At 54.5% G+C, this 21069-nt stretch carries 18 protein-coding genes; 11 read left to right on the forward strand and 7 right to left on the reverse strand.

Annotated elements, in window-relative coordinates:
• The first annotated feature begins 28 nt into the window (after positions 1 to 28).
• Complete coding sequence (locus tag AAC019_RS13155; protein WP_339899438.1) at positions 29 to 1384, forward strand: rhomboid family intramembrane serine protease; 1356 nt, start codon at positions 29 to 31, stop codon at positions 1382 to 1384.
• Here the strand turns inward: AAC019_RS13155 and AAC019_RS13160 are convergent.
• The 3 genes from AAC019_RS13160 to AAC019_RS13170 all read right to left on the reverse strand — a co-directional run bounded on the left by AAC019_RS13160 (position 1371) and on the right by AAC019_RS13170 (position 4400).
• Positions 1371 to 2798, reverse strand: coding sequence for a hypothetical protein (locus AAC019_RS13160; protein WP_339899439.1), 1428 nt, complete (start codon positions 2796 to 2798; stop codon positions 1371 to 1373). The genes AAC019_RS13155 and AAC019_RS13160 overlap by 14 nt on opposite strands.
• 197 nt (positions 2799 to 2995) lie before the next feature.
• Entirely contained in the window at positions 2996 to 3970 is a 975-nt protein-coding gene (locus AAC019_RS13165) for a glycosyltransferase family 2 protein (protein WP_339899440.1), read from the reverse strand.
• Between the two features lie 4 nt (positions 3971 to 3974).
• Positions 3975 to 4400 (reverse strand): GtrA family protein, encoded by a 426-nt coding sequence (locus tag AAC019_RS13170; RefSeq protein WP_339899441.1) that lies wholly within the window; start codon positions 4398 to 4400, stop codon positions 3975 to 3977.
• A 247-nt stretch (positions 4401 to 4647) separates the two neighbouring features.
• Here AAC019_RS13170 and AAC019_RS13175 point away from each other — a divergent pair, with 247 nt between their 5' ends.
• The gene (locus AAC019_RS13175; RefSeq protein WP_339899442.1) at positions 4648 to 4914 is read left to right on the forward strand and encodes a DUF4404 family protein; all 267 of its coding nucleotides are present in this window, start codon (positions 4648 to 4650) and stop codon (positions 4912 to 4914) included.
• 40 nt (positions 4915 to 4954) lie between these two features.
• Here the strand turns inward: AAC019_RS13175 and AAC019_RS13180 are convergent, their stop codons facing one another.
• Entirely contained in the window at positions 4955 to 5206 is a 252-nt protein-coding gene (locus AAC019_RS13180) for a 4-diphosphocytidyl-2C-methyl-D-erythritol kinase (RefSeq protein WP_232301205.1), read from the reverse strand.
• A gap of 277 nt (positions 5207 to 5483) precedes the next feature.
• Between AAC019_RS13180 and cueR the strand changes: the two genes are divergently transcribed.
• The 7 genes from cueR to AAC019_RS13215 all read left to right on the forward strand — a co-directional run bounded on the left by cueR (position 5484) and on the right by AAC019_RS13215 (position 12120).
• A complete protein-coding gene (gene cueR / locus AAC019_RS13185; protein WP_339899445.1) occupies positions 5484 to 5933 on the forward strand; it encodes a Cu(I)-responsive transcriptional regulator in 450 nt (149 codons plus the stop codon).
• Complete coding sequence (locus AAC019_RS13190; RefSeq protein WP_339899446.1) at positions 5926 to 7014, forward strand: permease; 1089 nt, start codon at positions 5926 to 5928, stop codon at positions 7012 to 7014. The genes cueR and AAC019_RS13190 overlap by 8 nt, the downstream gene beginning before the upstream one ends.
• 83 nt (positions 7015 to 7097) lie before the next feature.
• Positions 7098 to 8193 (forward strand): peptide chain release factor 2 gene (prfB, locus tag AAC019_RS13195; protein WP_339899447.1). Its coding sequence is split into 2 segments (ribosomal slippage): positions 7098 to 7169 and positions 7171 to 8193, totalling 1095 coding nucleotides; the frame shifts between segments, so codons are not numbered across the junction.
• A 27-nt stretch (positions 8194 to 8220) separates the two neighbouring features.
• Positions 8221 to 9711: a lysine--tRNA ligase gene (gene lysS / locus AAC019_RS13200; RefSeq protein WP_339899448.1), complete on the forward strand. Its 1491-nt coding sequence runs from the start codon at positions 8221 to 8223 to the stop codon at positions 9709 to 9711.
• Positions 9712 to 9714: 3 nt separating this feature from the next.
• Positions 9715 to 10251 carry a YaeQ family protein gene (locus tag AAC019_RS13205; protein WP_339899449.1) on the forward strand — a complete coding sequence of 179 codons (537 nt, stop codon included), beginning with the start codon at positions 9715 to 9717 and terminating at the stop codon, positions 10249 to 10251.
• A 28-nt stretch (positions 10252 to 10279) separates the two neighbouring features.
• On the forward strand, positions 10280 to 11128 hold the full coding sequence (gene trxA, locus AAC019_RS13210; protein ID WP_339899451.1) for a thioredoxin: 849 nt from the start codon (positions 10280 to 10282) through the stop codon (positions 11126 to 11128).
• Positions 11129 to 11160: 32 nt separating this feature from the next.
• Positions 11161 to 12120, forward strand: a complete 960-nt coding sequence (locus AAC019_RS13215; protein WP_339899452.1) for a DUF4380 domain-containing protein — start codon at positions 11161 to 11163, stop codon at positions 12118 to 12120.
• Between the two features lie 66 nt (positions 12121 to 12186).
• Here the strand turns inward: AAC019_RS13215 and fucP are convergent, their stop codons facing one another.
• Entirely contained in the window at positions 12187 to 13503 is a 1317-nt protein-coding gene (fucP, locus tag AAC019_RS13220; RefSeq protein WP_339899453.1) for an L-fucose:H+ symporter permease, read from the reverse strand.
• Positions 13504 to 13752: 249 nt separating this feature from the next.
• Here fucP and AAC019_RS13225 point away from each other — a divergent pair, with 249 nt between their 5' ends.
• Entirely contained in the window at positions 13753 to 14766 is a 1014-nt protein-coding gene (locus tag AAC019_RS13225; protein WP_339899454.1) for a LacI family DNA-binding transcriptional regulator, read from the forward strand.
• Between the two features lie 134 nt (positions 14767 to 14900).
• Positions 14901 to 15905, forward strand: a complete 1005-nt coding sequence (locus AAC019_RS13230) for a hypothetical protein (protein ID WP_339899455.1) — start codon at positions 14901 to 14903, stop codon at positions 15903 to 15905.
• A gap of 83 nt (positions 15906 to 15988) precedes the next feature.
• On the opposite strand, the gene AAC019_RS13235 is transcribed toward AAC019_RS13230, so the two are convergent.
• Both AAC019_RS13235 and AAC019_RS13240 read right to left on the reverse strand, forming a co-directional pair.
• Entirely contained in the window at positions 15989 to 18253 is a 2265-nt protein-coding gene (locus tag AAC019_RS13235) for a glycoside hydrolase family 3 N-terminal domain-containing protein (protein WP_339899456.1), read from the reverse strand.
• Between the two features lie 44 nt (positions 18254 to 18297).
• Positions 18298 to 20877, reverse strand: a complete 2580-nt coding sequence (locus AAC019_RS13240) for a cellulase family glycosylhydrolase (RefSeq protein WP_339899457.1) — start codon at positions 20875 to 20877, stop codon at positions 18298 to 18300.
• Positions 20878 to 21069 lie beyond the last annotated feature (192 nt).

Consider the following 21069-nt stretch of genomic DNA (forward strand, 5'->3'; position numbering starts at 1 on the left):
TGGGGCCGTAGCTTTACAGGGATGTGGTATGTTAATTATTCCGATACAGGACAAGCCCGACTGGTCTCACCCGCCGCTGATTACTCTGGCGCTGATTGCCCTGAACGTTTTTGTTTTTTTGTTTTATCAGGGTAACGACGCGGCCAAGCTCGAATTGGCTCAGGATATCTATCATAACTATCAGCTCGACGATATCGAGCGCCCTTATTACCGCGAGTATCTGCAAGAGTATCACCCCGAGAATGTTGCCCATTGGGACTCGCGCCATGCCAATGGCTCGCCCTTAACCCATGCCATGTTTGATGTTGAGTACGAGCACTACCTGCGCGAGGTGTGGGTGGATCGCGGGCAGAACATTGAGGATGTGAATGGCTGGCGCGATGGCCGCCGGGCCTTTGAGCGCCAACGCAATACGGTAAGCAGTTTACAGGCGGGGCTCGTGCCCGCCGAAGCCCGCCCGGTGAGTTTTATCACCAGTATGTTTTTACACGGTGGTTGGGGCCACCTGCTGGGCAATATGGTGTTTTTGTTTTTATTTGGCTTTACCCTGGAGCGAGCGCTGGGTGCCTGGCGTTACCTGCTGGGCTATGTGGTCAGTGGGGTTGCCGCCGGCGGTTTGTTTGTTGCGCTTAACCCGAGCTCAGAGGTGCCATTGGTGGGCGCCTCTGGTGCCATCTCGGGCCTGATGGGTATGTATTTAGCGCTGTACCGGCTGCGTAAAATCCGCTTTTTTTACAGTGTATTGTTTTACTTTGGCGAGTTTGTCGCCCCGGCGCTGTGGGTGTTTCCGGTGTGGGTCGCGAAAGAACTGTATGGCCACTTTTTTGTCGACTCGAATACCGCTTACTGGGCTCATATTGGCGGCCTGGTGGCCGGGGTGTTTGTGATGCTGGCGTGGCCGGTTAGCCGCCGCGAGTTTGCCAGCCAAGAGGCGCACAATGACCGGGCCGCGCACCTGACGGAGCAGCTGCAACAGGTGCAAGCACTGGCGGCTAATCTTGAATTTAACCGTGCCCGCTCGCGTGTTCGGGTGCTGTGCGAACAGCATAAAACCGACCCGAGGCCGTGGCGCTTGCAGTTTAACCTTTATAAAAATCAGCCCCGCGATCGGGTGTTTCACGAGGTGACCTTCGCCGCGCTAAAACAGTTTGTGCAAACACCCGGTGCCGGGCGCGAGTGGACGACGGCGGCCGATGAAATTGCGCAGGAGTACTGTGCGTTAAGCCCTGAAGCGCCGGCACTGACAGCAAAATTAGCGCAGGCGTTGGCACAGCGCTTTTTGCAGCTGAATAAAAAGGACAGGGCCGAGGTTTACGCCCAGTGGGCACGACAAAAAATGGCGACGACCAGACGGGCATCCGCCTCAGTGCCTAATGAACCGTAATGGTTAGCAGTTGCTCCAGCTCGTTACGCTCTTTGCAGTTGGGGTGTTTGTTAAGGGTGTAGCGGGCTATGGCGCGGCCGTTGTTATCATCACCCAAATACTCGATAAGTGTTTTGGCTACCAGTAAATACGCGGCCGGCAAAAGACGATCGTTAGGCTGGTGTTTGTGAAAATTTTGCAGTAAGCGCACGGCGTTGCGATGATGGCCTTGTTCCGTCATACGCTCGGCAATGGTTACCGCGGTGGCGGGCTTGCTTAGCTTAAAGTTGGCAACGCGCGATTGTACGTCTAACACAATGCCAACGGCCCGCGCCGGTTGCCGCTGATCGAGCAGCAATTGCACTAAGTATTCGGCGTGGTTGGCAAGCGCCTCCTGGTCATCCAGCAGCATTAATAATTTGTGGTAGCGGGTGTGTAACTCGGTATCGTCACGCACGGAGTCGAGCGCCGAGCGCAAGCATTGGCGCGCCTCCGGATATTTTTGGTCGCTGATCAGTACCGCCACCTCACCCAGCGTACGAGCTTTTAAAAACGCGTGTGCGCTCAGCGCTTCGGTGTCGTCAACGGCGGTGTGATACCCCAGCTCGTGCTGGTACTCAAACAGTACATAGCCAAGCATGGTGTAGAGCATAATGCTGAAGTAGGCCACCGAGAAGTTCAGGGCGACAAAGGTGAATATACCGGGCGGCGTCTGTTGCGTGCTGTCGCCAATCATAAATTCGGCCAAAATATAAGGCCCGACGGCGATTGCCTGAGAGCAAAACCAGAGCAGTAAATAGGGCCAGCCAATGATCATCATCAGTGTCATCAGCTTTAGCGGGTTGAGGGCGCTGCGCACCGATTTATCGACGGCTAACAGCATAATGCTGGCCGGCATGGCGAGCGTTAAAAAGCCCATGACCAGTAACCCAAGGCTCGGTGCTACAGAGGCGGCAAAGCTAATCAAAACCCCCATGGCAATCATCAACAGGGTTTGCCGTAAAAACAAGTGGTCCGGGTCATTGAGTAAAACGTCGGCCAGCGAGGGCGCGTGTGTGTGGCCCTGACCGCGCTCATTAATAATGGCAAAGCCGTATTTAATGAGTACCGCCATGCTGAATAAGCTCGCGACCAAACCGGTAAGCCCGCCATTGACGAAAGTATTAAGCAAGGTTAGCAGCGCGAGCACCCCAAGTGCGCGGGCTTGTAGCGGGTAGGCAAAAAAGTGGGGGAGTTGCTGCCAAAAAGGCTTGGCGTCGGTTGCGTTGCCTAAGTAGGCAAGTGGCTGATTGCAGCGGATGCAAGCCGGGTGGCGCGGGCCCCAGTGGTGGCTGTGACCGGCGGGAATGCAGCGCTCCCCGTACACGGTGTCACAGTTAGTGCAGTTCCAGGTTGCCGGGGTTCCGGGAAAAAACTGACATTCCAATTTTGCCATTTAGAGCACTCCATGTGGGCTAAGCTAAGCCGTTGGCCGTGTAGGATCTTGTACCCAGCCGATTCAACCAACTTCCTTTAACGTCTTTTGTAAAGTTTTGCCGAGGGAAAACTTACCGTAGTGCCACGGTTAAAGAGCCAGGCGGCTCGATTTTATGTGGCGCTCTATGGCAAAAAGAATACCACAAACGGCGCGGCTTACACACGGTTGTCATTACTGTTTGTGCCGCTAACCCGCTCGCTTATGTGATAGCGTGGGCGTTTTTTTACTTCGGTGTAGAGTTTTGCTAAGTATTCGCCAATAACACCAAGGCTAAGCAGTTGCACGCTGCCAATAAACAGTAGCGGTAACAGAATCGAGGTCCAGCCCGGTATCGCGTTGTCGGTAAATATCCGGGTTGCAAGAACCCAGAGTAGAGTTAGCAGAGACAGAGCGCTGGCGGTAATGCCCAGTAAGGTGATGGCCCGCAGCGGCGCAGTAGAGAAACTGGAAATACCGTGCCAGGCAAGCGATAACATTTTACGCAGCGGGTATTTGCTCTCGCCCGCAATACGGCTTTGGCGGTCGTACTCGACGATGGCGGAGTCGAACCCTACCTCGCGTACCATACCGCGTAAAAACAGCTGGCTTTCAGGGTATTCGAGCAGGGCATTAAGGGCCCGGCGGCTCATAAGGCGAAAGTCGGCGTGATTAAAGACCAAGTCGACGCCCAGCTTGCGCATGACGTGGTAGTAGCCCTCGGCGGTGAAGCGTTTAAATTTGGTGTCCGTGTCCCTTGCGGCGCGCACGCCGTACACGACCTCGCTGCCGGCGAGATAGGCGTCGACCATTTTATCAATATTAACCGGGTCGTCCTGTAAATCGGCATCAATACTAACGACCATATCTTCGCTGGTGTTTTCAAGCCCGGCCAGCAAAGCATTTTGGTGGCCTTTATTGCGCGACAGGCGCAAGGCGACGATGCGCCCCGGGTGCGCCTCACAGGCCTCGCTTAGTTGTTGCCAGGTGTTGTCCCGGCTGCCGTCGTCAACAAAATACAGCTGCGAGGCCGGGCTGATTTTATGGGCGGCAATGAGCCTGTCTAAGGTTTCTAGCAGCACCGGAATACTGGTGGGCAGCATTTCCTGCTCGTTGTAACAGGGCGCGACAATGGCGAGTGTATGTTCGGACATAAGATTACTTGTAGATCCAGTATTTGTGCAGCAAAAAGTTGCTGATAAGTGTGATTATGGTCGCCACGCATTGCGATAATAAGTAATGCGGTAAAACAAGCTGTGCCAGATAAAACACCAGAGTATTGATCAGCAGGCCAATCAGTGCGGTTACCGCAAAGCGGCTGAATGCCTCTGTATGGCGCTTGTTGGACTGAAAGGTCAGATAGTAGTTGGCCAGATAGTTAAACAGTGCCGATAGTGAAAATGCCAGCGCAGAGCTGGCCACTGGTGTTAGGGGTGTCAGCTCGGCAAAGACAATTAACAGCAGGTACTGTAGCCCGGTTGCCGCGGCCCCCACCATCGCGAAGCGCCCGAATTGAGTGTCCAGCAGCTGTCGCAATGATCGCATCCGGCGCGGCGGTGTTTGTGTGTGCGCAGGTGTTACCACCTTTTTCTCCTGACATTAGCGGTCAATACGGCTGTATTTGATTGCGTTCTTGGCCCAATGTGTTGTTATTTCTTATTGCTGCGAGGCGCTTCTGGACGCGCTCTATCAGGGGCAGTTATATTGGTGCTTGCTGTCGCTGGTGGGCCATTATAACTCAGCAGCGTGGCAAGCTTTAGCGCAGTGTTTATACCATACCAAGCCGTCAGACGCAGGTGTGGTGTACTAATTTTTTAATAAGAGGTGATCTATGGCGCAACAACAACCTGACCATCAGCTCGACCAGCTTATTGGTCGATTGCACGAACTGTTTGCCGACGAGGGTGAGAGCGATGCGCAAAAACGCTTAATGCATGAGTTAGATCGTCACACTCACGCGCGCGGCACCGACGATGTCAAAGATCCGCGCCCGGTGGATACGCTGGAGGCGATGCTGGAGGAGTACGAAGAAGAGCACCCTCAGGTATCGGCGGTATTAGGGCAGATAGTTAACGCGTTAAAAAACATGGGAGTTTAGCGTCGGGGCGTGCGGCGCTGATTGAGCGCCGCGGTTACATTTAGGCCCAGCCAACAGCCGCCCGGGGCCGCTCGATGTAAAAGTACTCGGCGCTGCCGGTGGCGGGGTGGTTGGGGTGGCGCAAGTGATGGTGGTCTGCGCTAGAGCCCATATACTCCCAGCAGTCGCTGCCATTGATACACAGATGATCACCATCGTTCATGGGGTAGTAGGCTAGCTCATCCCACATTCTGGCCCACTCTGGGTGAGAGGTGTCCAAATATTCCATCGATTCTTCCCAGTGCTCAATCATTATCGTCCCGTTATTGTCGATGTTTCACGCATTTTGTCAAGAACTCTTCTTAACCGTTTGAATTTACTGATATTTGTTGCGATTCCGGGTGCTTTCTTTCGTCCCTATAAGCTAACTACTGCGCAGTCTATAGCCTTTTTTAAGGTAAATCTGACGAGCCTTTCGCAAAATAATTAAGCCGCCGGGCATTGACCTTAACCTCGGGGTAAGCTTTATTGTGGTGAAAACGGCGAGAGCACGATTGTGGTGAAAACGGCGAGAGCACGGGAGAAAGTCTATGAAGATTGGCGAGGTGGCCCGCGAGACGGGGTTGACGGCAAAAGCGATCCGCTACTACGAATCTCAGGGCTTGGTTAAGAGTCGGCGCCGGGACAACGGCTACCGCGACTACGGCGGCGACCATATAAAACAACTGACACTGTTGGCCCGTGCCCGTCGGGTGGGGTTTTCGCTGCAAGAGTGCGCCGAGCTGCTGGCGCTGTTTGGCGACACCGAGCGCCACAGTGCCGATGTAAAACGGGCGGTGCAGCATAAGATTGCCCAGTTAGATGAGCAGCTTAATAACCTGACGCGTATGCGGGACACCCTTGAAGAGCTCGCGCAACGTTGTCAGGGCGATGAGCAGGCGCAATGTGCCATTTTAAATGATCTGAGTGCGGCTAATCGGCCCATGCCGTTTACCCTGCTTGGCGATACCCCAAACTTGCCGGAGGATTCTCATGAGTAGTTGCTGCGGACCACACACCCCTAATGATGAACACAATACCGACCATCACGGCGCCAGTGCTGGCAAGAAGCGTATCGATTATTTGCTGTGGGGCTCGCTTGCCTTGTGCGTGGTGTTTTACGGCGCTTACGCCTTGGGCGTTACCGGGCCCGGTTGGTTTGAGCATTTTAGTCACGGCGTATTCGAGCTGTTAAACACTATGTGGTGGGGTGTGTTGGTGGGTATTTTGTTTGTCGGCCTACTGCACTATGTGCCACAGCAATTGGTGGTTTCTCTGTTGGGGCGCGGTGGCACCGTGTCGGGTATTGTGCGGGCAACCGCCGCCGGGGTACTGCTGGATTTGTGCAGTCACGGTATTTTAATGGTGGGCATGAAGCTCTATCAAAAGGGCGCCAGTCTCGGGCAAGTGATGGCTTTTTTGATTGCCAGCCCCTGGAACTCGCTATCGCTTACCCTGATTATGTTTGCGTTAATTGGTGTGGGCTGGACGCTGTTGTTTATCGCGGTGTCTATGGTGATTGGTGTTATCGCGGGGCTGGTGTTTGATGCGTTAGTCAAGCGCCGCCGGTTGCAGGACAACCCAAATGCAGACCAACAGGACGACGCTCCACGCGCACCGCTCAAGTCGCAATTAGGTGACGTATGGCGCGGTATTAACTGGCACCCCACCGCCTTGGGCGGCGTGTTAAACGAGGGTTTAAAGGGCTCGCGTATGGTGTTGCGCTGGTTGTTGTTTGGGGTTTTGCTGGCGGCAGCCATCCGGGCGTTTGTCTCGGTCGAGATGTTTCAGCAGTGGTTTGGGCCGTCAATCGTCGGCTTGCTGTTGACCATGGTGGCAGCCACCATTATTGAGGTGTGCTCGGAGGGTTCGACTCCCATCGCCGCCGATTTAATGAATCGCGCCCGCGCCCCCGGCAATAGCTTTATGTTTTTAATGGCCGGCGTGGCCACCGACTACACCGAAATTATGGTGATTAAAGACACCATGAAATCCTGGAAGACGGCCTTGTTTTTGCCGCTGGTGGTGTTGCCTCAGGTGCTCTTGGTGGCGGTGATTATGAACCTCTGGGGCGGCGCTTAGATTGCGCCCCGGCGGTAGTTTACAGGCCGTATCTAAGGTAGAATGCGCGCCTTTTAGACAGCAATATTAGGCAGTGTGCACCCATGGAAATTAATCCGCATCTCACCGCATTAAAAGATCTCAAGGCGCGTACCGACGTGCTTAGGGGGTATCTTTGACTACGACACCAAAAAAGAGCGTTTAACCGAGGTTGAGCTAGAGCTCGGTCAGCCCGATGTTTGGAACGAGCCCGACCGGGCCCAGGCACTGGGTAAAGAGCGCTCGTCCCTTGAGGCGGTGGTAAAAACCATTGACGATTTGGATACCGGTGTTGCCGACTGCGAAGAGCTGTTGGATATGGCCAAAGAAGAGGGCGACGAAGACAGCCTGAACGAGGTGATTGAGGAGATCGAGGCACTCGATCAGCAACTGCAAAAGCTTGAGTTTCGTCGGATGTTCTCGGGTGAGATGGACGAGAACAGTGCCTATCTGGATATTCAGTCGGGATCGGGTGGCACCGAGGCGCAGGACTGGGCCGAAATGGTGCTGCGCATGTATTTGCGCTGGGGCGAGGCGAAAGGCTTTAAGGTGTCGTTAGAAGAGGCCTCGGCCGGTGAAGTGGCGGGTATTAAAAGTGCCACTATCCGCTTTGAAGGCGAGTACGCCTTTGGTTGGCTGCGAACCGAAACCGGGGTCCACCGCTTGGTGCGTAAATCACCGTTCGACTCAGGCAACCGTCGCCATACATCGTTTTGCTCGGTGTTTGTCTCGCCCGAGATCGACGACGACATCGAAATCGATATCAATCCCTCTGATGTTCGTACCGATACCTACCGCGCCTCCGGTGCCGGTGGCCAGCACATTAACAAAACCGACTCGGCCGTGCGTTTAACCCACGAGCCGACCAATGTGGTGGTGCAGTGCCAAAGCGAGCGTTCGCAGCACGCCAACCGCGACAAAGCCTGGAAAATGCTGCGCGCTAAGTTGTACGAGCTGGAAATTCAAAAACGTAACGCCGATAAACAAGCACTGGAAGACACCAAGTCGGATATTGGCTGGGGCAGTCAAATTCGCTCTTACGTGTTGGACGATCAACGCATTAAAGACCTGCGTACCAGTGTGCAAACCAGCAACTGCCAAAGTGTTTTGGACGGTTCGCTGGATCAATTTATTGAGGCGAGCCTTAAGGCCGGACTTTAATCGAACTCACATTATTAAGTGACCCCTATGAGCAACGATACTACTCAAACCAGTGTTCCAGACGAAAACAAACTGATCGCCGAGCGCCGCGCCAAGCTGGCCGCTATTCGCGAGCGCGGTAACCCGTTCCCCAATAAGTTTCGTCGCACCGATACCAGCGTTGATTTGCAAGCCGAATTTGGTGAAAAGGCGAAAGACGAACTCGAGCAGCTGGATCATCAAGTCACCGTCGCCGGCCGTATTATGGCCAAGCGTGGCCCTTTTATGTTGATTCAGGACGCTGTAGGTTCGATTCAGCTCTACGCCGATAAAGACACGCAAAAAGCCATTAAAGAAAGCGATGGCCAGTGGGATATTGGCGATATCGTTGGCGGCACCGGCCCGCTGCACAAATCGGGCAAGGGTGACTTGTACGTTAATTTAACCGAGTGGACACTGCTGACTAAGTCGCTGCGCCCACTACCGGAAAAATACCACGGCCTGGCCGACCAGGAGTTGCGTTATCGCCAGCGCTACGTGGACTTGATTATGAACCCTGAGGTGCGCGATACCTTTCGCTTACGCTCTAAGTGCATCAGTTTTATCCGCGGCTACTTAGATGGCAAAGATTTTATGGAAGTCGAAACGCCTATGCTGCAAGTGATTCCCGGTGGCGCCACCGCGCGTCCGTTTGTCACGCATCACAATGCGCTGGATATCGATATGTACCTGCGCATCGCGCCCGAGCTGTACCTTAAGCGCTTGGTGGTGGGTGGTTTTGAGCGTGTGTACGAAATCAACCGCAACTTCCGCAACGAAGGGGTATCGACGCGCCACAACCCCGAGTTCACCATGCTGGAGTTTTATCAGGCCTACGCCGACTACAACGACTTAATGGACTTAACCGAAGACATGCTGCGCAAGCTGTGTGAAACCGTGATGGGCAGCACCACTGTGGTGTACCAGGACAGCGAATACGATTTTGCCAAGCCGTTTGCCCGTTTAAGCGTGTTCGACTCGATTTTGAAGTACAACCCGGATCTAACCGCGGCGGATATCAGCGATTTAGAGTCCGCCCGCGCGGTGGCCAAACAACTCCATGTGCCGTTAAAAGACAGCTACGGTTTGGGTAAAGTGCAAATCGAAATCTTTGAAGCCACCGTTGAAGAAAAACTCGATCAGCCAACCTTTATTACTAAATACCCCACCGAGGTATCACCCCTGGCGCGTCGCTCGGACGAAGACGATTTTGTTACCGATCGGTTTGAGTTTTTTATCGGTGGCCGAGAAGTGGCTAACGGTTTTAGCGAGCTTAACGATGCCGAAGATCAAGCTGCGCGCTTTAAAGAGCAAGTGGCTGAAAAAGACGCGGGCGACGACGAGGCCATGCACTACGACGCTGATTATGTGCGCGCACTAGAATATGGCTTGCCGCCCACCGCCGGGCAGGGTATTGGTATCGACCGCTTGGTTATGTTATTTGCCAACGCCTCTACCATTCGCGATGTGTTGCTGTTTCCGCACATGCGTCCGGAGTAACCTATGGCCTTAGGCGCCAGTGTTTATAAAGTACACCTCAATTTGTCGGATACTGACCGGCATGTTTACAACGACAGCAAATTAACGCTGGCGCGGCACCCCTCCGAGACCGAAGAGCGAATGATGATTCGCCTTTTGGCCTACTGTTTTAACGCCTCGGAGGATCTTACCTTTGGCAAAGGCTTGTCGACCGATGACGAGCCCGATTTGTGGGAAGTCGATCCGGCCGGTGTTATTCACCAGTGGATCGAGGTGGGACAGCCGAGTCTCGATCGGGTTAAAAAGGGGCGTTCGCGCTCGGCGGCGCAAATTATTTATAGCGCCGGCCGCGGCCGCGATCAGTGGTGGCAGGCTAATGCCAGCGAGTTTGGCAAGTTGTCGAACTTAACGGTATGGCATTTAAACGAGCTGGAAGTGGCCGAACTTGCCACATTGGCGGCCAAGAATATGACGCTCTCGGTGTGCATTGCCGATGGCAGCGCCTTTATCAGTAGCGCCGAGCAATCGGTTACTGTGACGCCGGTTGGCGAATTGCTTTAATTACCTCAACGAACAAAAGAACACGGCTATGAATATCTTTGATGTCACCGCAGAGAACGCCCAGCAACAAATTATAGATGCCTCTTTTGGCAAACTGGTTATGGTCGATTTTTGGGCCGATTGGTGTGAGCCCTGTAAAACCTTAATGCCTCTGCTGGAAAAAATTGCCGCGGAATACCCCGATAATTTGGTGCTGGCTAAAATTAACGCCGATGATCAGCAAATGCTCGCCTCGCAATTTGGCGTGCGCAGTTTACCAACGGTTATGCTCATTAAAGATGGCCAACCGGTTGACGGTTTTACCGGTGCTCAGCCGGAAGCACAAATACGCGAGATGCTGGATAAGTATTTACCTAAAGCGTGGGAGGCCACATTAGGCCAGGCCCGTGCGCTGTTGGATGAGGCCAGCTACTCCGACGCATTGCCGCTGTTGCGCCAGGCGTTGGAGGAGTCTAACCAAATGCCGCAAATCGCCTCGCTTACCGCTTTATGCTACGCCGAGTTAAACCGGGTAGAAGAAGCCGAGGCATTATTGGCCAATGTAAAACTGGCTGAACAAGACGGCATTTACGAGCAAGCGGTGGCTTTGGTGGAGCTTAAAAAACAGTCGTCTGGCTCGCCCGAGCTGGAAAAACTTGCCGCGGCCTACGAGCAAAACCCGGCGGACAACGAAACGGCTTATGCCTATGCCCTGCAGCTCAATGCCGAGGGGCAGCATCGCCAGGCGTTAGAGATACTGCTTGAGTTGTTTAAGCGCGACCGCGCGTTTAACGACGGCGCAGCGCGCAAAGCCATGACAGATATTCTGGCGACTTTGGGTAAAGGCGACCCATTAGCGGTCGAGTATCAACGCAAACTTTTTACGCTACTGTACTAAAACGATACATAAAAATGACATAAGGAGACGCCATGCGCCTGTGCCCCTTGCTAGCCGCTATTGTATTGGCCGCCGGCTGCGGCCCGGCGCCGTCTTCGGCAACCTCGCCTGCCTCTGAACAAGCGGTTACCCCACCGGATTACGTAACGCTTAACTCTAACGCTATTAAGTTTCGTCGCGGCGATTTAACGCTAAGCATTAACCCGGCCGCTGGCGGGCGAATTAGCTCCCTGCGCTTTGCCGGTAAAGAGCGGCTGATAACTCAGCGCGACGCCAAGGGCGGCAATAACTGGGGCAGCGTGCTTTGGCCCAGTCCGCAGTCAATATGGGGCTGGCCGCCGCCAGAGGCTCTGGATGCTAATCCGTATCAGGTGGCTGTGACTGACACGGGGGTGCGCTTAACAAGCGATATTGACCCCGAGCTAAAGGTGTCTTTTTCTAAGCACTATAAGCTCGGCACTATGGCCAATACGTTGGTGGCGGATTACCGCATTACCAGCCACGCCGAACAAGAGTTGACCTTGGCGCCATGGGAGATCACCCGTCTGCCCGCCGCCGGCTCGGTGTTTTTCCCCACCGGTGAAACCGGCCCGGTGAAAGGGCAGTTTGCCCCGCTGCCGTTAACCTACCAGGGCAATGTTAGTTGGTTTGATTACCCGGCAAACGGCATTGGGCCCGATAACCATAAATTGATGGCCGACGGCGAAGAGGGGTGGCTGGCCTACCACAACGCCGACTGGCTGTTACTTAAAGTGTTTAGCAATGTGCCCGCGCAACTCATGGCACCGGGCGAAGGTGAGATTGAGGTCTACGCCAATGGCGAGAACACCTACATCGAGTTGGAGCAGCAGGGCTTTTTAACCACCTTAATGCCAGAGCAAGCGTTGCAGTGGCGGGTCGTGTGGGTGTGTGAGCGGGTAGCGCCCAATGCCACGCCAGACGAGCTTATTCAGCGCGCGCGAACTTTAGCCGGTAGGGTGCGTACCTTATAAATTAGATGGCACAAAAAAGCCCAGATTGTTCTGGGCTTTTTTGTGGCCGGTAGTTATTGCCGGTGTTTATTGATCGTTGTACAGGTTGGCGTACTTCAGGCCAAAAAACAGTATGTAGCCATAGCACAAAGCGGGCACTAAAAATGACATCTGAATACCGATTTTATCGGCCATAAAGCCTTGCAGCAGCGGGATAAATGCACCGCCGACAATGGCCACGCACAACAAGCCCGAGCCCTGACTGGTGAACTTGCCCAAACGGTACAGCGCCATGCTGAAAATAGTGGGGAACATAATCGAGTTGCACAGGCCCACAGCCAAAATTGACCACATGGCAATTTTGCCGTCGAAGAACACAGCCATTAAGACCAACACGATCGCGGCGATACAGTTAAAGGCCAGCACTTTACCGGGCTGTACGTGGCGCATCACCACAAAGCCGATAAAACGGCCGATCATCGCGCCGCCCCAGTAAAAGCTTACATAAGCGGCAGCTTCATGTTCTTTTAGGCCGGCAATATTTTGTTCGCCAAAAAAGTTAACCAAAAAGCTACCAATGGCCACTTCACCACCCACGTACATAAACAGGCCAAGGGCGCCGAGTATCAGGTGAGTTTTGGTAAAAATGGAATCTTTACTGGCCGGGTGCGCCAGATTTTCTACCGCGTCGCTCACATCGGCAGGTTCATCGTCGTGTGAGATTTTTGGCAGCTTGGCGAGTTTAAAGAAAATGGCCAAAGCAATGAGCGAGCCGGCCAGTACCAGATAAGGCATTTGCACGGCGGCGGCTTCTTTTGCTTTGGCTGCGGCGGTCTCGACCTCTGACATAGCGGCCGGGTCCAGCACTTCACCAGCGGCGGCCAAAATTAATAAACCGCCCAATGCCGGGGCGATGGTGGTACCCAACGAGTTGAAGGCCTGGGTTAAGTTTAGACGGCTAGAGGCGGTGCGCGCCGGCCCCAATACCGTTACGTACGGGTTGGCAGCAACCTGCAAAATGGTAATGCCGGCGGCCAGAATAAAAAACGCTATCAAGAACACGGTATAGGTGCTCATGGAGGCGGGGTAAAACAAAAAGCAGCCAAAGCCTGCAATCACCAGGCCGGTAACGGCGCCGTTTTGGTAGCCAATTTTGCGAATCAATGCACCCGCCGGTAACGACACCACGGCATAGGCAAAAAAGAAGCAAAATTGCACCATCATTGCCTGAGTGTAAGTCAGGGTATAGACGTTTTTTAAGTGGGGGATTAACACGTCGTTCATTGCTGTGAGCAAGCCCCACATAAAGAACAAGATGGTAATAATCACCAGCGGACCAGTGTAACTCTGGTTGGTGTTGCCGCTCACCGTGGTGGCGCCGACACTCTGGGGGGCTGTTGCCATAAATACACCTCAAGAATTTGTTATTAAGTTTGCGTACGCAATTACTGTTGTTAGGGGGAGCAGGCCCTAGTGGTTTGCGTCAGGTGTGCCTTTATTGTGTTGGTCATTGTTGGCGGCATTTGGCTGTTACACAGCCGTTACCGTTATCAGGCGGCGTTACTATAAATCAAACTGACAGCGCTGTCAGCCGGTTTCAGCCAAGAATGCGGGCAATAGGGTAGAATGCACTTTTTATGGGGAGAGTGACTCTTGGCTAAGGCAACTATTGACGATGTCGCCGCGCTTGCAGGCGTCTCGATGAAGACCGTCTCGCGAGTGGTAAATAAAGAGCCCAATGTGCGCGCCAGCACCCGCGATAAGGTGCAGGCGGCGATTGATGAGCTTAATTACCGCCCCAGCCAGTCGGCGCGCTCGCTAGCGGCCAATCGCTCTTATGTATTGGGCTTACTCTACGACAACCCCAGTGCCAGCTACGTCATAGACGTGCAAGACGGTGCCCTCGAAACCTGCCGCCGTGCGGGTTATGACTTGCTGATTCACCCCTGTAAGCGTGATGCCGACGACATTTTGGCCGAGGTGTTAGCGCTGGTGCGCCAAGGGCGTGTCGATGGCCTGATTTTGACGCCGCCACTGTCGGATATGACCACTCTGGTGCAGGCGTTGGTCGATGCCGCGGTGCCTTTTGTACGTTTATCGCCTACCGAGCACACAAGCGCCTGCCCCTATGTGCAAACCAACGATCAGGAAGCCGCCTACGATATGACCTGCCGGCTGATTGAGTTGGGCCATCAGCGCATCGGTTTTATTATCGGCCACCCGGACCACCGCGCCGTGACCCAGCGCTACGCGGGCTATGTCGCCGCTTTTAAAGAGAACGATTTAGCCTTGGATAAAACCCTGGTGGTGCAGGGCTACAATTCGTTTGACTCGGGTCGGGACTGCGCCCGGCAGCTGTTGTCATTAGCCGAGCGCCCCAGCGCTATTTTTGCCAGTAACGATGACATGGCGGCCGGGGTAATTATCGAAGCGCACCATCGCGGAATCGCCATGCCAGCTGAGCTGTCGGTAGCGGGCTTTGATGACACCCCGGTGGCGCATCAGATCTATCCCTCGCTTACCACGGTGCGCCAGCCTATTGCCGAGATGGCCGCCAAGGCCGTAGAGCTGCTGTTAAAGCAACTTAAGGGCAAATCGGTACAGATGCCCGCTGCCATTATGAGCTGCCGCATTTTAGAGCGTGAATCCACCGGTAAGCCAAGCTAAGTCGAGGCGTATTGTTTAATGCTGTGCGTATTAGCGCACCGACGGCGACTCTTCCTCATCTGTAATGGCGTGTAATTGCACCTGTGCGCTCAGTGACCTAGCGTCGTTCTTTTGTTTCCTGCCGGAGAGTGACAATGAGCGCTGTGAATGTGGCTGCCTATTGCAGTGGTGATTTTGGGCCAGGGAAGTGTAAAAAGCACATTCAGGACGTGCAGCAAAGTGGTTTAACAACAATTATCTTGTGGTCTATGCATCTGGGCCGCGCCGGCGATGTAAACCCCGCCGGGTGTCAGGCGATAGCCGGGCAATCCTGGGGTGAGCTGGTGTTTAACGACGGTGATATTCGCATTGTCGACGGCGATACCTTTAACCCCAATAACGATCCCGAGGTGGCTGACTGGCCTCACGACTTGCTGCAGATGAAACAAAACGGCAGCCAGGTTAGTAAGATTTTTATCTCGATAGGGGGCTGGCGGGTCTGCGACTTTCAGACTATCGAGTATATGTTAGAGCACGACATGCAGGATGTATTGCGACGCAATTTTCAAACGCTGCGTGAGGCGTTTACCATCGAAGGGCAGTGCTTGATTGATGGAATTGATTTAGATAATGAAGAGCCCGTAAAAGCCAGCACCATCACGGTGTTTTCTCAGATGCTTTTTGAGCTGGGTTTTGAAGTAACCTTTTGCCCCTACAGTAACCCCGCTCAGTGGCAAGGGTATATGCAAACCCTGTGGGATAAGGGCTACAAAGTGAGCTGGTGGAATTTGCAGTGCTACTCCGGAGGGGCGGAAAACCTCGACCCGGATGAACTGGACCGCTGGGTGGATGCTTTGTCACAGGTGGTGGGCAAGGGGCAGGGAGCGGCTTACATTGTCGCCGGGCTCGCGGTACGCGGGGCAAACGATTCTAACCCGCAAGAGTGTCCCTTTGGTTTAGGGGGTGTCTGTGAGTCGCTAGCGAGCGTCGGCCAGTACTCATTGACGGGGGGCTTTTTGTGGAAGTACGACTCGGTACTCAGCAATGCTCAGCCTTGTTCTGGCGTTGTGCCGCACATGTCGGATTACACCCGGGCGATACGCGAGGGACTGGCAAAACACGACCCGGCCAGATCGGATACGGCGACGCATATGGCGTAATGCTTAATGTCTTGTCAGGGCGAGTAAAAACCGGGAGCTGATTGCTCGGCCCCCGGTTTTTTTATTGGGCATCTGCACTGAGTTTACTCGGTGATTTCAAACTCGCCCTGTAAGCCCGACGCTGAGTCTTTTGCAATCCAAAGGTTAAATTTACCAGGCTCGGTCACTAACTGCATATCGCGGTTATGAAACGCCAGCTCGCGGGTAGGCAAGGTGAACGCAACGGTTTTTGATTCGCCGGGCGCCAGTGTTACCCGTTTAAAGCCTTTAAGTTCGCGTACCGGGCGGGTGCGACTGCCTACCACATCCTGCACATAAAGCTGCACCACTTCGGTGGCGGCGACTTTACCGGTGTTTGTGATAGTCGCGCTGGCTTTTACATTGCCGCTCATGCTCACTTTTGCGGTCTCGACGTTTAGATCTGAGTAGTCAAAACTGGTGTAGGTTAAGCCGTAACCAAACGGATACTCTGGTGTATGGCCATAATCTAAGTGGTTGGATGAGTTACCGGGCACGTGCTGGAATACTCCAATTTCGATATCCGCAATGCGGGTGTAATTGTCATCGGTGGCCGGGCGGCCTGTGGCCATGTGGTTGTAGTACACGGGTATTTGCCCTTCGCCTTTGGGCCAGGTGATGGGCAGGCGGCCAACTGGCGAGTAATCGCCGTACAGCACATCAACCAGTGCCGGGCCGGCCATGGTGCCTGGGTGCCACGCCATCATAATCGCGTCCGATTGCTCGCGAATATCGCCAAGTTCAATGGGGCGGCCCGCCATAATAACCGTCACCAACGGCTTGCCGGTTTCACTTAACGCACTAACCAGCGCTTGTTGCGCACCGGGCAGAGCAATGTCGCCACGGCTGTGACCTTCACCGGATAAAACCGACTCTTCACCACCTACGTACACAATCACGTCGGCTTTTTTAGCGGCTTTTACCGCGTTTTTAAAGCCTTTGGTATTTGTGTCGCGGCTGTAATCCAAACCTTTTACAAAGGTAAACTGGCTGTCGCCACCCAGGTAGTCTTTGAGCGCCGGCACTAAGGGGTGCGAATCTTTTTTGTTGCCGTTGTAAATCCAGGTGCCTAATTGCTCGTGGGGTACATTGGCCAAGGGGCCGATTAAGGCGATTTTGGTTTTTTTGTTGAGCGGCAAGAGGTCGTTGTTGTTTTTAAGCAGCACAAAACTCTGACGCGCGGCATCGCGGGCAGCGGCTAAGTGCTCGTCGCTTAAAATAATCTCATCGCGGTTGCCCCGTGGGTAGGGGTTATCCCACAAACCTAAACGCATTTTGATGCGCAGCATATGACGCACGGCGGTATTGAGTTTTTCCTCGGTAAACTTGCCCTCTTTGATAAGCTCGGGCAAGTGTTTGCGGAAGGTGTCGGTGTGCATTTCAAAATCGACACCGCCGTTAGCGGTAAGCTCGGCGGCGTGTTTCGCATCGCGCGCGTAACCGTGGGGAATCATTTCCATCACCGCATTCCAGTCGCTTACCACAAAACCGTCAAAGCCCCACTCATCGCGCAAGATGGTTTTTAAGGCAAAGTCGTTGGCGGTGGCCGGCACGTCGTTGAGCGTGTTGTACGAGCTCATAATCGTCATCAGCCCGGCATCGACGTTGGCTTTAAAGGGCGGCAAGTATAGATCGCGCAATGTGGCTTCGGGGATGTAAGCGGCGTTGTAATCGCGGCCGCCCTCCGCTGCGCCGTAGCCGACAAAGTGCTTGGCCGAGGCGGCCATGGCGTCGGTGCGGGTTGGGTCGTCGGTTTGGAAACCGCGGGTCATGGCAACGCCCAGGGTCGATGTCAGGTACGGATCTTCACCCAGAGTTTCGGCAATACGGCCCCAGCGCGGATCGTGGGAGATATCGATCATCGGCGCAAAGGTCCAGCGGATACCGTCGGCGGTGGCTTCTTCGGCGGCGACGCGCGCGCCTTGCTCAATCAGCTCTGGGTTCCAGCTGGCCGCCTGACCCAGTGGGATTGGGAAGATAGTCTCGTAGCCGTGAATAACATCCTGACCAAAAATTAGCGGGATTCCGTTGCGGCTTTCTTCCACGGCCATTTTTTGCAGCTCGGCAAAGGCGTTGCTCTCTGCCGACGAGAAGTTAACGTTTAAAAACCCGCCCACTTCACCGTCGCGAATTTGCTGTTTAATGTCGGCGAGGGATTCACCGCTGTACATACCAAAGTCGCGCAGCGCGAGCTGGCCGATTTTTTCTTTTTGCGTCATTTTGCCCAGCAGGGCATCGATGCGCTGTTCGATCTCGGCATCGGTGGCTGCCTGCGCCAGCGGCATGGTTGCCACGAGTGCCGGTAGGCAATAGGTTAAGAGTTTTTTCATGGTGGACTCCATACTTCTAATTAGTGTGCCTAAGCACTCTGTTATTAAGGCGCGCTAACGCGCAGCCAGTTAAAATTCCAGCTGCCGGCTAGTGCTTTAACCCGCAGGGTGTGCTCGCCGGCGGGCAGGGTGATACTGTGGCTGACGCTTTGCCAGGCTTGCCAGTCGCCGGTATCGGGCACCGGGACGGTATCGAGTGTGTTGTCGCCAAGCAGTAGGCTAAAACCGTCCGAACCGCCAACACTCGCCAGCCGGTACTCGATGGTGTAGGTGCCTGCAATATCAACAGTAACGAGGTAGTCCAGCCAGTCGCCGGTATCGATGTAACCAATATCTTGCCCACCGCCGGCATCACTGGTGGTTTCGAGTTGCACGCCACTCATGGCGCTGAAGTGTTCGGCCTGCACAGTACCGGGTAGCGCGGTGGCCACGGTGGCGGTTGCAACACTCGCCGACGGATAGCTCTCGGCGTCGCCGCCGTAACTACTGATTTGGTAAAAGGTGGTTTGCTCGGGTGCGGTAAGATCCAAATACTCCAGGTTATCCACCTCTGCAATAAGCACCCCGGCGCTACCGGCAACGCTACTGCGGTAAATACGGTAACCCTCGACGCCGGGCTCGGTGCTGGCGCTCCAGCTAAGCTGATTGCCAGCGTCGGTTTCAACCAGTGTTAGGTTGCTGGGTGGGTATTGCAGGGTAAATAGCTCGGGCGCCTGATCTGTGGTCAGCCAGTGCTTGAGCTCGGTATGAACATCGTAGTCAAGTGAGCCAAACTCCTTGAACAGCGCTTCGATCTCGGCAAGCGAGGCGGTGTTAAAGTCGAGTTGCGCCAGCGCATTACCGGTTATGTCCTCGCCGTCGACAGGCTGAGTGGGCACTAAATAAATTTCGGCCCAGGCATCGGTGCTGCCGTTGTCTTTAAAGACGCCGGCAAACTGATATTGTTGGCCGCCGGTTAAGCTCACTTTTTGATAGAGCCCGCCGTTGCTCTCGGTGGCGCTTGTTAAACGCAGCGCGCCCTCATTGCCATTGGCTGGCACCTGATTGGTCTGATTAAACTCGACATTCACGGCCTCCCCGGCAGTCCAGGGTGTCCAACTGCTGTTGTCAGTAAACTCTCCGTTGCTTAATAGCTCGGCATCGGTTGCACTGTTTTGTAGGCTAATACTGTCGAGGCTGACGTCCAGGCTGCCGGCATCGCAGCAGGCGCCAGCTTTAATTACCAGATAGTAATCCTGAGCGCCCTCGCCGGGTGCGGTAAAGGTTGGCGTCGAGGTGCCACAAGCGTTACTAAACGTACTGTCCCAACCCGGGCAGGCCCAGGAGTCGGCTTTGGTGAGTAGGCCTAAACGGGTTTGGTTGGTCACCATGCCCCAGGTGCCGTTGCCCTGACCACCGGTGTTGCTGAGCACTTTGTAAGCCCAACTGGTTGCCGCCCACCCGTACTGCGCGTAGGTATCGTAAGTGGCGCGGGCGATTTTGCCGCCCAGCTCGCCGCCTAAGCCGGTCCAGGGTTGAAACTCGCCAATTAAAAAGGGTGTGTCTAGTGCGCTTAAGCGCGCCTGCCACTCACACACGCCGCTAGTGCCGTTAAAGCCGCAGGTTAGCCAATCGCGGTGTACCTGGTAGCCGATTTCACCCCAGCCAAAAATGCCGGGGTAAAAGTGCATCTCAAAGGCGACGTTTTCCATGTCGCGATCGGCGGGGTTGCCGTAGGCGTCAATGCCCTGGCTGTGGCCGGGGAAAATAATGATGTGTTCTTGGTCGACTTCACGCACCTTGTGGTAGAGCGACTCGATGTTATCGGCAAGTGTCTCCGGCGTGGTGCCCCACGGCTCATTTAACAAGCCGTAACCGGCAACGGTATCGCTGGTTTTATAGCGCTCGGCAATTTGCTGCCACAGCCAGGCCGTGCGGTCTTGGTAGTAAGCGGCATCCTGTCCGTTGCCGCCGTCCCAGTACCAGTTTTGCTCGGCGCAGCCAGAGTGATGCTCCCAGCCTTGTGCGCCCACGGCGCCGTGCAAATCTAAAATGACGTACATGTCGCGCGCTTCGGCCGCGCTAATGGCGCGGTCGAGATATTCCCAAGCGTCGTCTCGCAGCGTATAGGGGTTGGCCTCGTCTTCAATCAGGTTCCACATAAAAGGTACCCGCACGACGTTGAGGCCAAACTCGGCCATCTGATCCCAGTCGCGTTCAGTGATCCAGTTGTCGCGAAACAACTCCATTAGCCGCTCGCGCTCGACGCTGCCAAAGCGTTGGTCAAATACGCCCTCTAAGGTGCACTGATCGTTTACGGTGTCGGTGCTCTGGCCCATCATCCAAAACTCTTGCAGCAGCCAGTTGCCAAGGTTGGTGCCTTTTAGCGCAATCGGCGTGCCGTCGGCTTTGACCCATTGGGTGCCTGCAGCGTGCAAACGGGAGAGTTCACTCGCTACCGATGAGCTGCTTGATTGCTCGCTGCTTGAACTAGAAGAAGTGCTGGAACGGCTGCTGACAGAGCTGCTGGAGTTTGTGGTTGAGCTGTCGCTGCTGGAGGAGCCGCAGCCGGCGATGGCAACGCTGGCGGCGAGAGCCAGAGATAAGGGTTGCCAGTGACTAAATATATTAGTGGGAAGTTTCATAGACGGTCTCTTTGTTATTGTTGGCCATTGGCGCTATTCGTTATGGCGCTATTCGTTATGGCGCTATTCATTATGGGTGTATTGTTACGCGCACTCGGGCTGGAATCGTCCCATCTGCACAGTCGCGCGAAAGTGGGACTAACCACAATCCATAGTGGGAACGTCTGGCTCGGGGGTTAGGGTAGCAATGCT

The organism is uncultured Gilvimarinus sp. (assembly GCF_963975215.1).
Lineage (GTDB): Bacteria > Pseudomonadota > Gammaproteobacteria > Pseudomonadales > Cellvibrionaceae > Gilvimarinus.

What these genes read in the sequence shown, in the direction of transcription:
- trxA (WP_339899451.1), top strand. Translation starts at nt 10,280, where the DNA reads ATGAATATCTTTGATGTCACCGCAGAGAACGCCCAGCAACAAATTATA.
- AAC019_RS13235 (WP_339899456.1), bottom strand. Translation starts at nt 18,253, where the DNA reads ATGAAAAAACTCTTAACCTATTGCCTACCGGCACTCGTGGCAACCATG.
- fucP (WP_339899453.1), bottom strand. Translation starts at nt 13,503, where the DNA reads ATGGCAACAGCCCCCCAGAGTGTCGGCGCCACCACGGTGAGCGGCAAC.
- lysS (WP_339899448.1), top strand. Translation starts at nt 8,221, where the DNA reads ATGAGCAACGATACTACTCAAACCAGTGTTCCAGACGAAAACAAACTG.
- AAC019_RS13155 (WP_339899438.1), top strand. Translation starts at nt 29, where the DNA reads ATGTTAATTATTCCGATACAGGACAAGCCCGACTGGTCTCACCCGCCG.
- cueR (WP_339899445.1), top strand. Translation starts at nt 5,484, where the DNA reads ATGAAGATTGGCGAGGTGGCCCGCGAGACGGGGTTGACGGCAAAAGCG.
- AAC019_RS13215 (WP_339899452.1), top strand. Translation starts at nt 11,161, where the DNA reads ATGCGCCTGTGCCCCTTGCTAGCCGCTATTGTATTGGCCGCCGGCTGC.
- AAC019_RS13190 (WP_339899446.1), top strand. Translation starts at nt 5,926, where the DNA reads ATGAGTAGTTGCTGCGGACCACACACCCCTAATGATGAACACAATACC.
- AAC019_RS13180 (WP_232301205.1), bottom strand. Translation starts at nt 5,206, where the DNA reads ATGATTGAGCACTGGGAAGAATCGATGGAATATTTGGACACCTCTCAC.
- AAC019_RS13175 (WP_339899442.1), top strand. Translation starts at nt 4,648, where the DNA reads ATGGCGCAACAACAACCTGACCATCAGCTCGACCAGCTTATTGGTCGA.
- AAC019_RS13240 (WP_339899457.1), bottom strand. Translation starts at nt 20,877, where the DNA reads ATGAAACTTCCCACTAATATATTTAGTCACTGGCAACCCTTATCTCTG.
- AAC019_RS13205 (WP_339899449.1), top strand. Translation starts at nt 9,715, where the DNA reads ATGGCCTTAGGCGCCAGTGTTTATAAAGTACACCTCAATTTGTCGGAT.
- AAC019_RS13230 (WP_339899455.1), top strand. Translation starts at nt 14,901, where the DNA reads ATGAGCGCTGTGAATGTGGCTGCCTATTGCAGTGGTGATTTTGGGCCA.
- AAC019_RS13160 (WP_339899439.1), bottom strand. Translation starts at nt 2,798, where the DNA reads ATGGCAAAATTGGAATGTCAGTTTTTTCCCGGAACCCCGGCAACCTGG.
- AAC019_RS13165 (WP_339899440.1), bottom strand. Translation starts at nt 3,970, where the DNA reads ATGTCCGAACATACACTCGCCATTGTCGCGCCCTGTTACAACGAGCAG.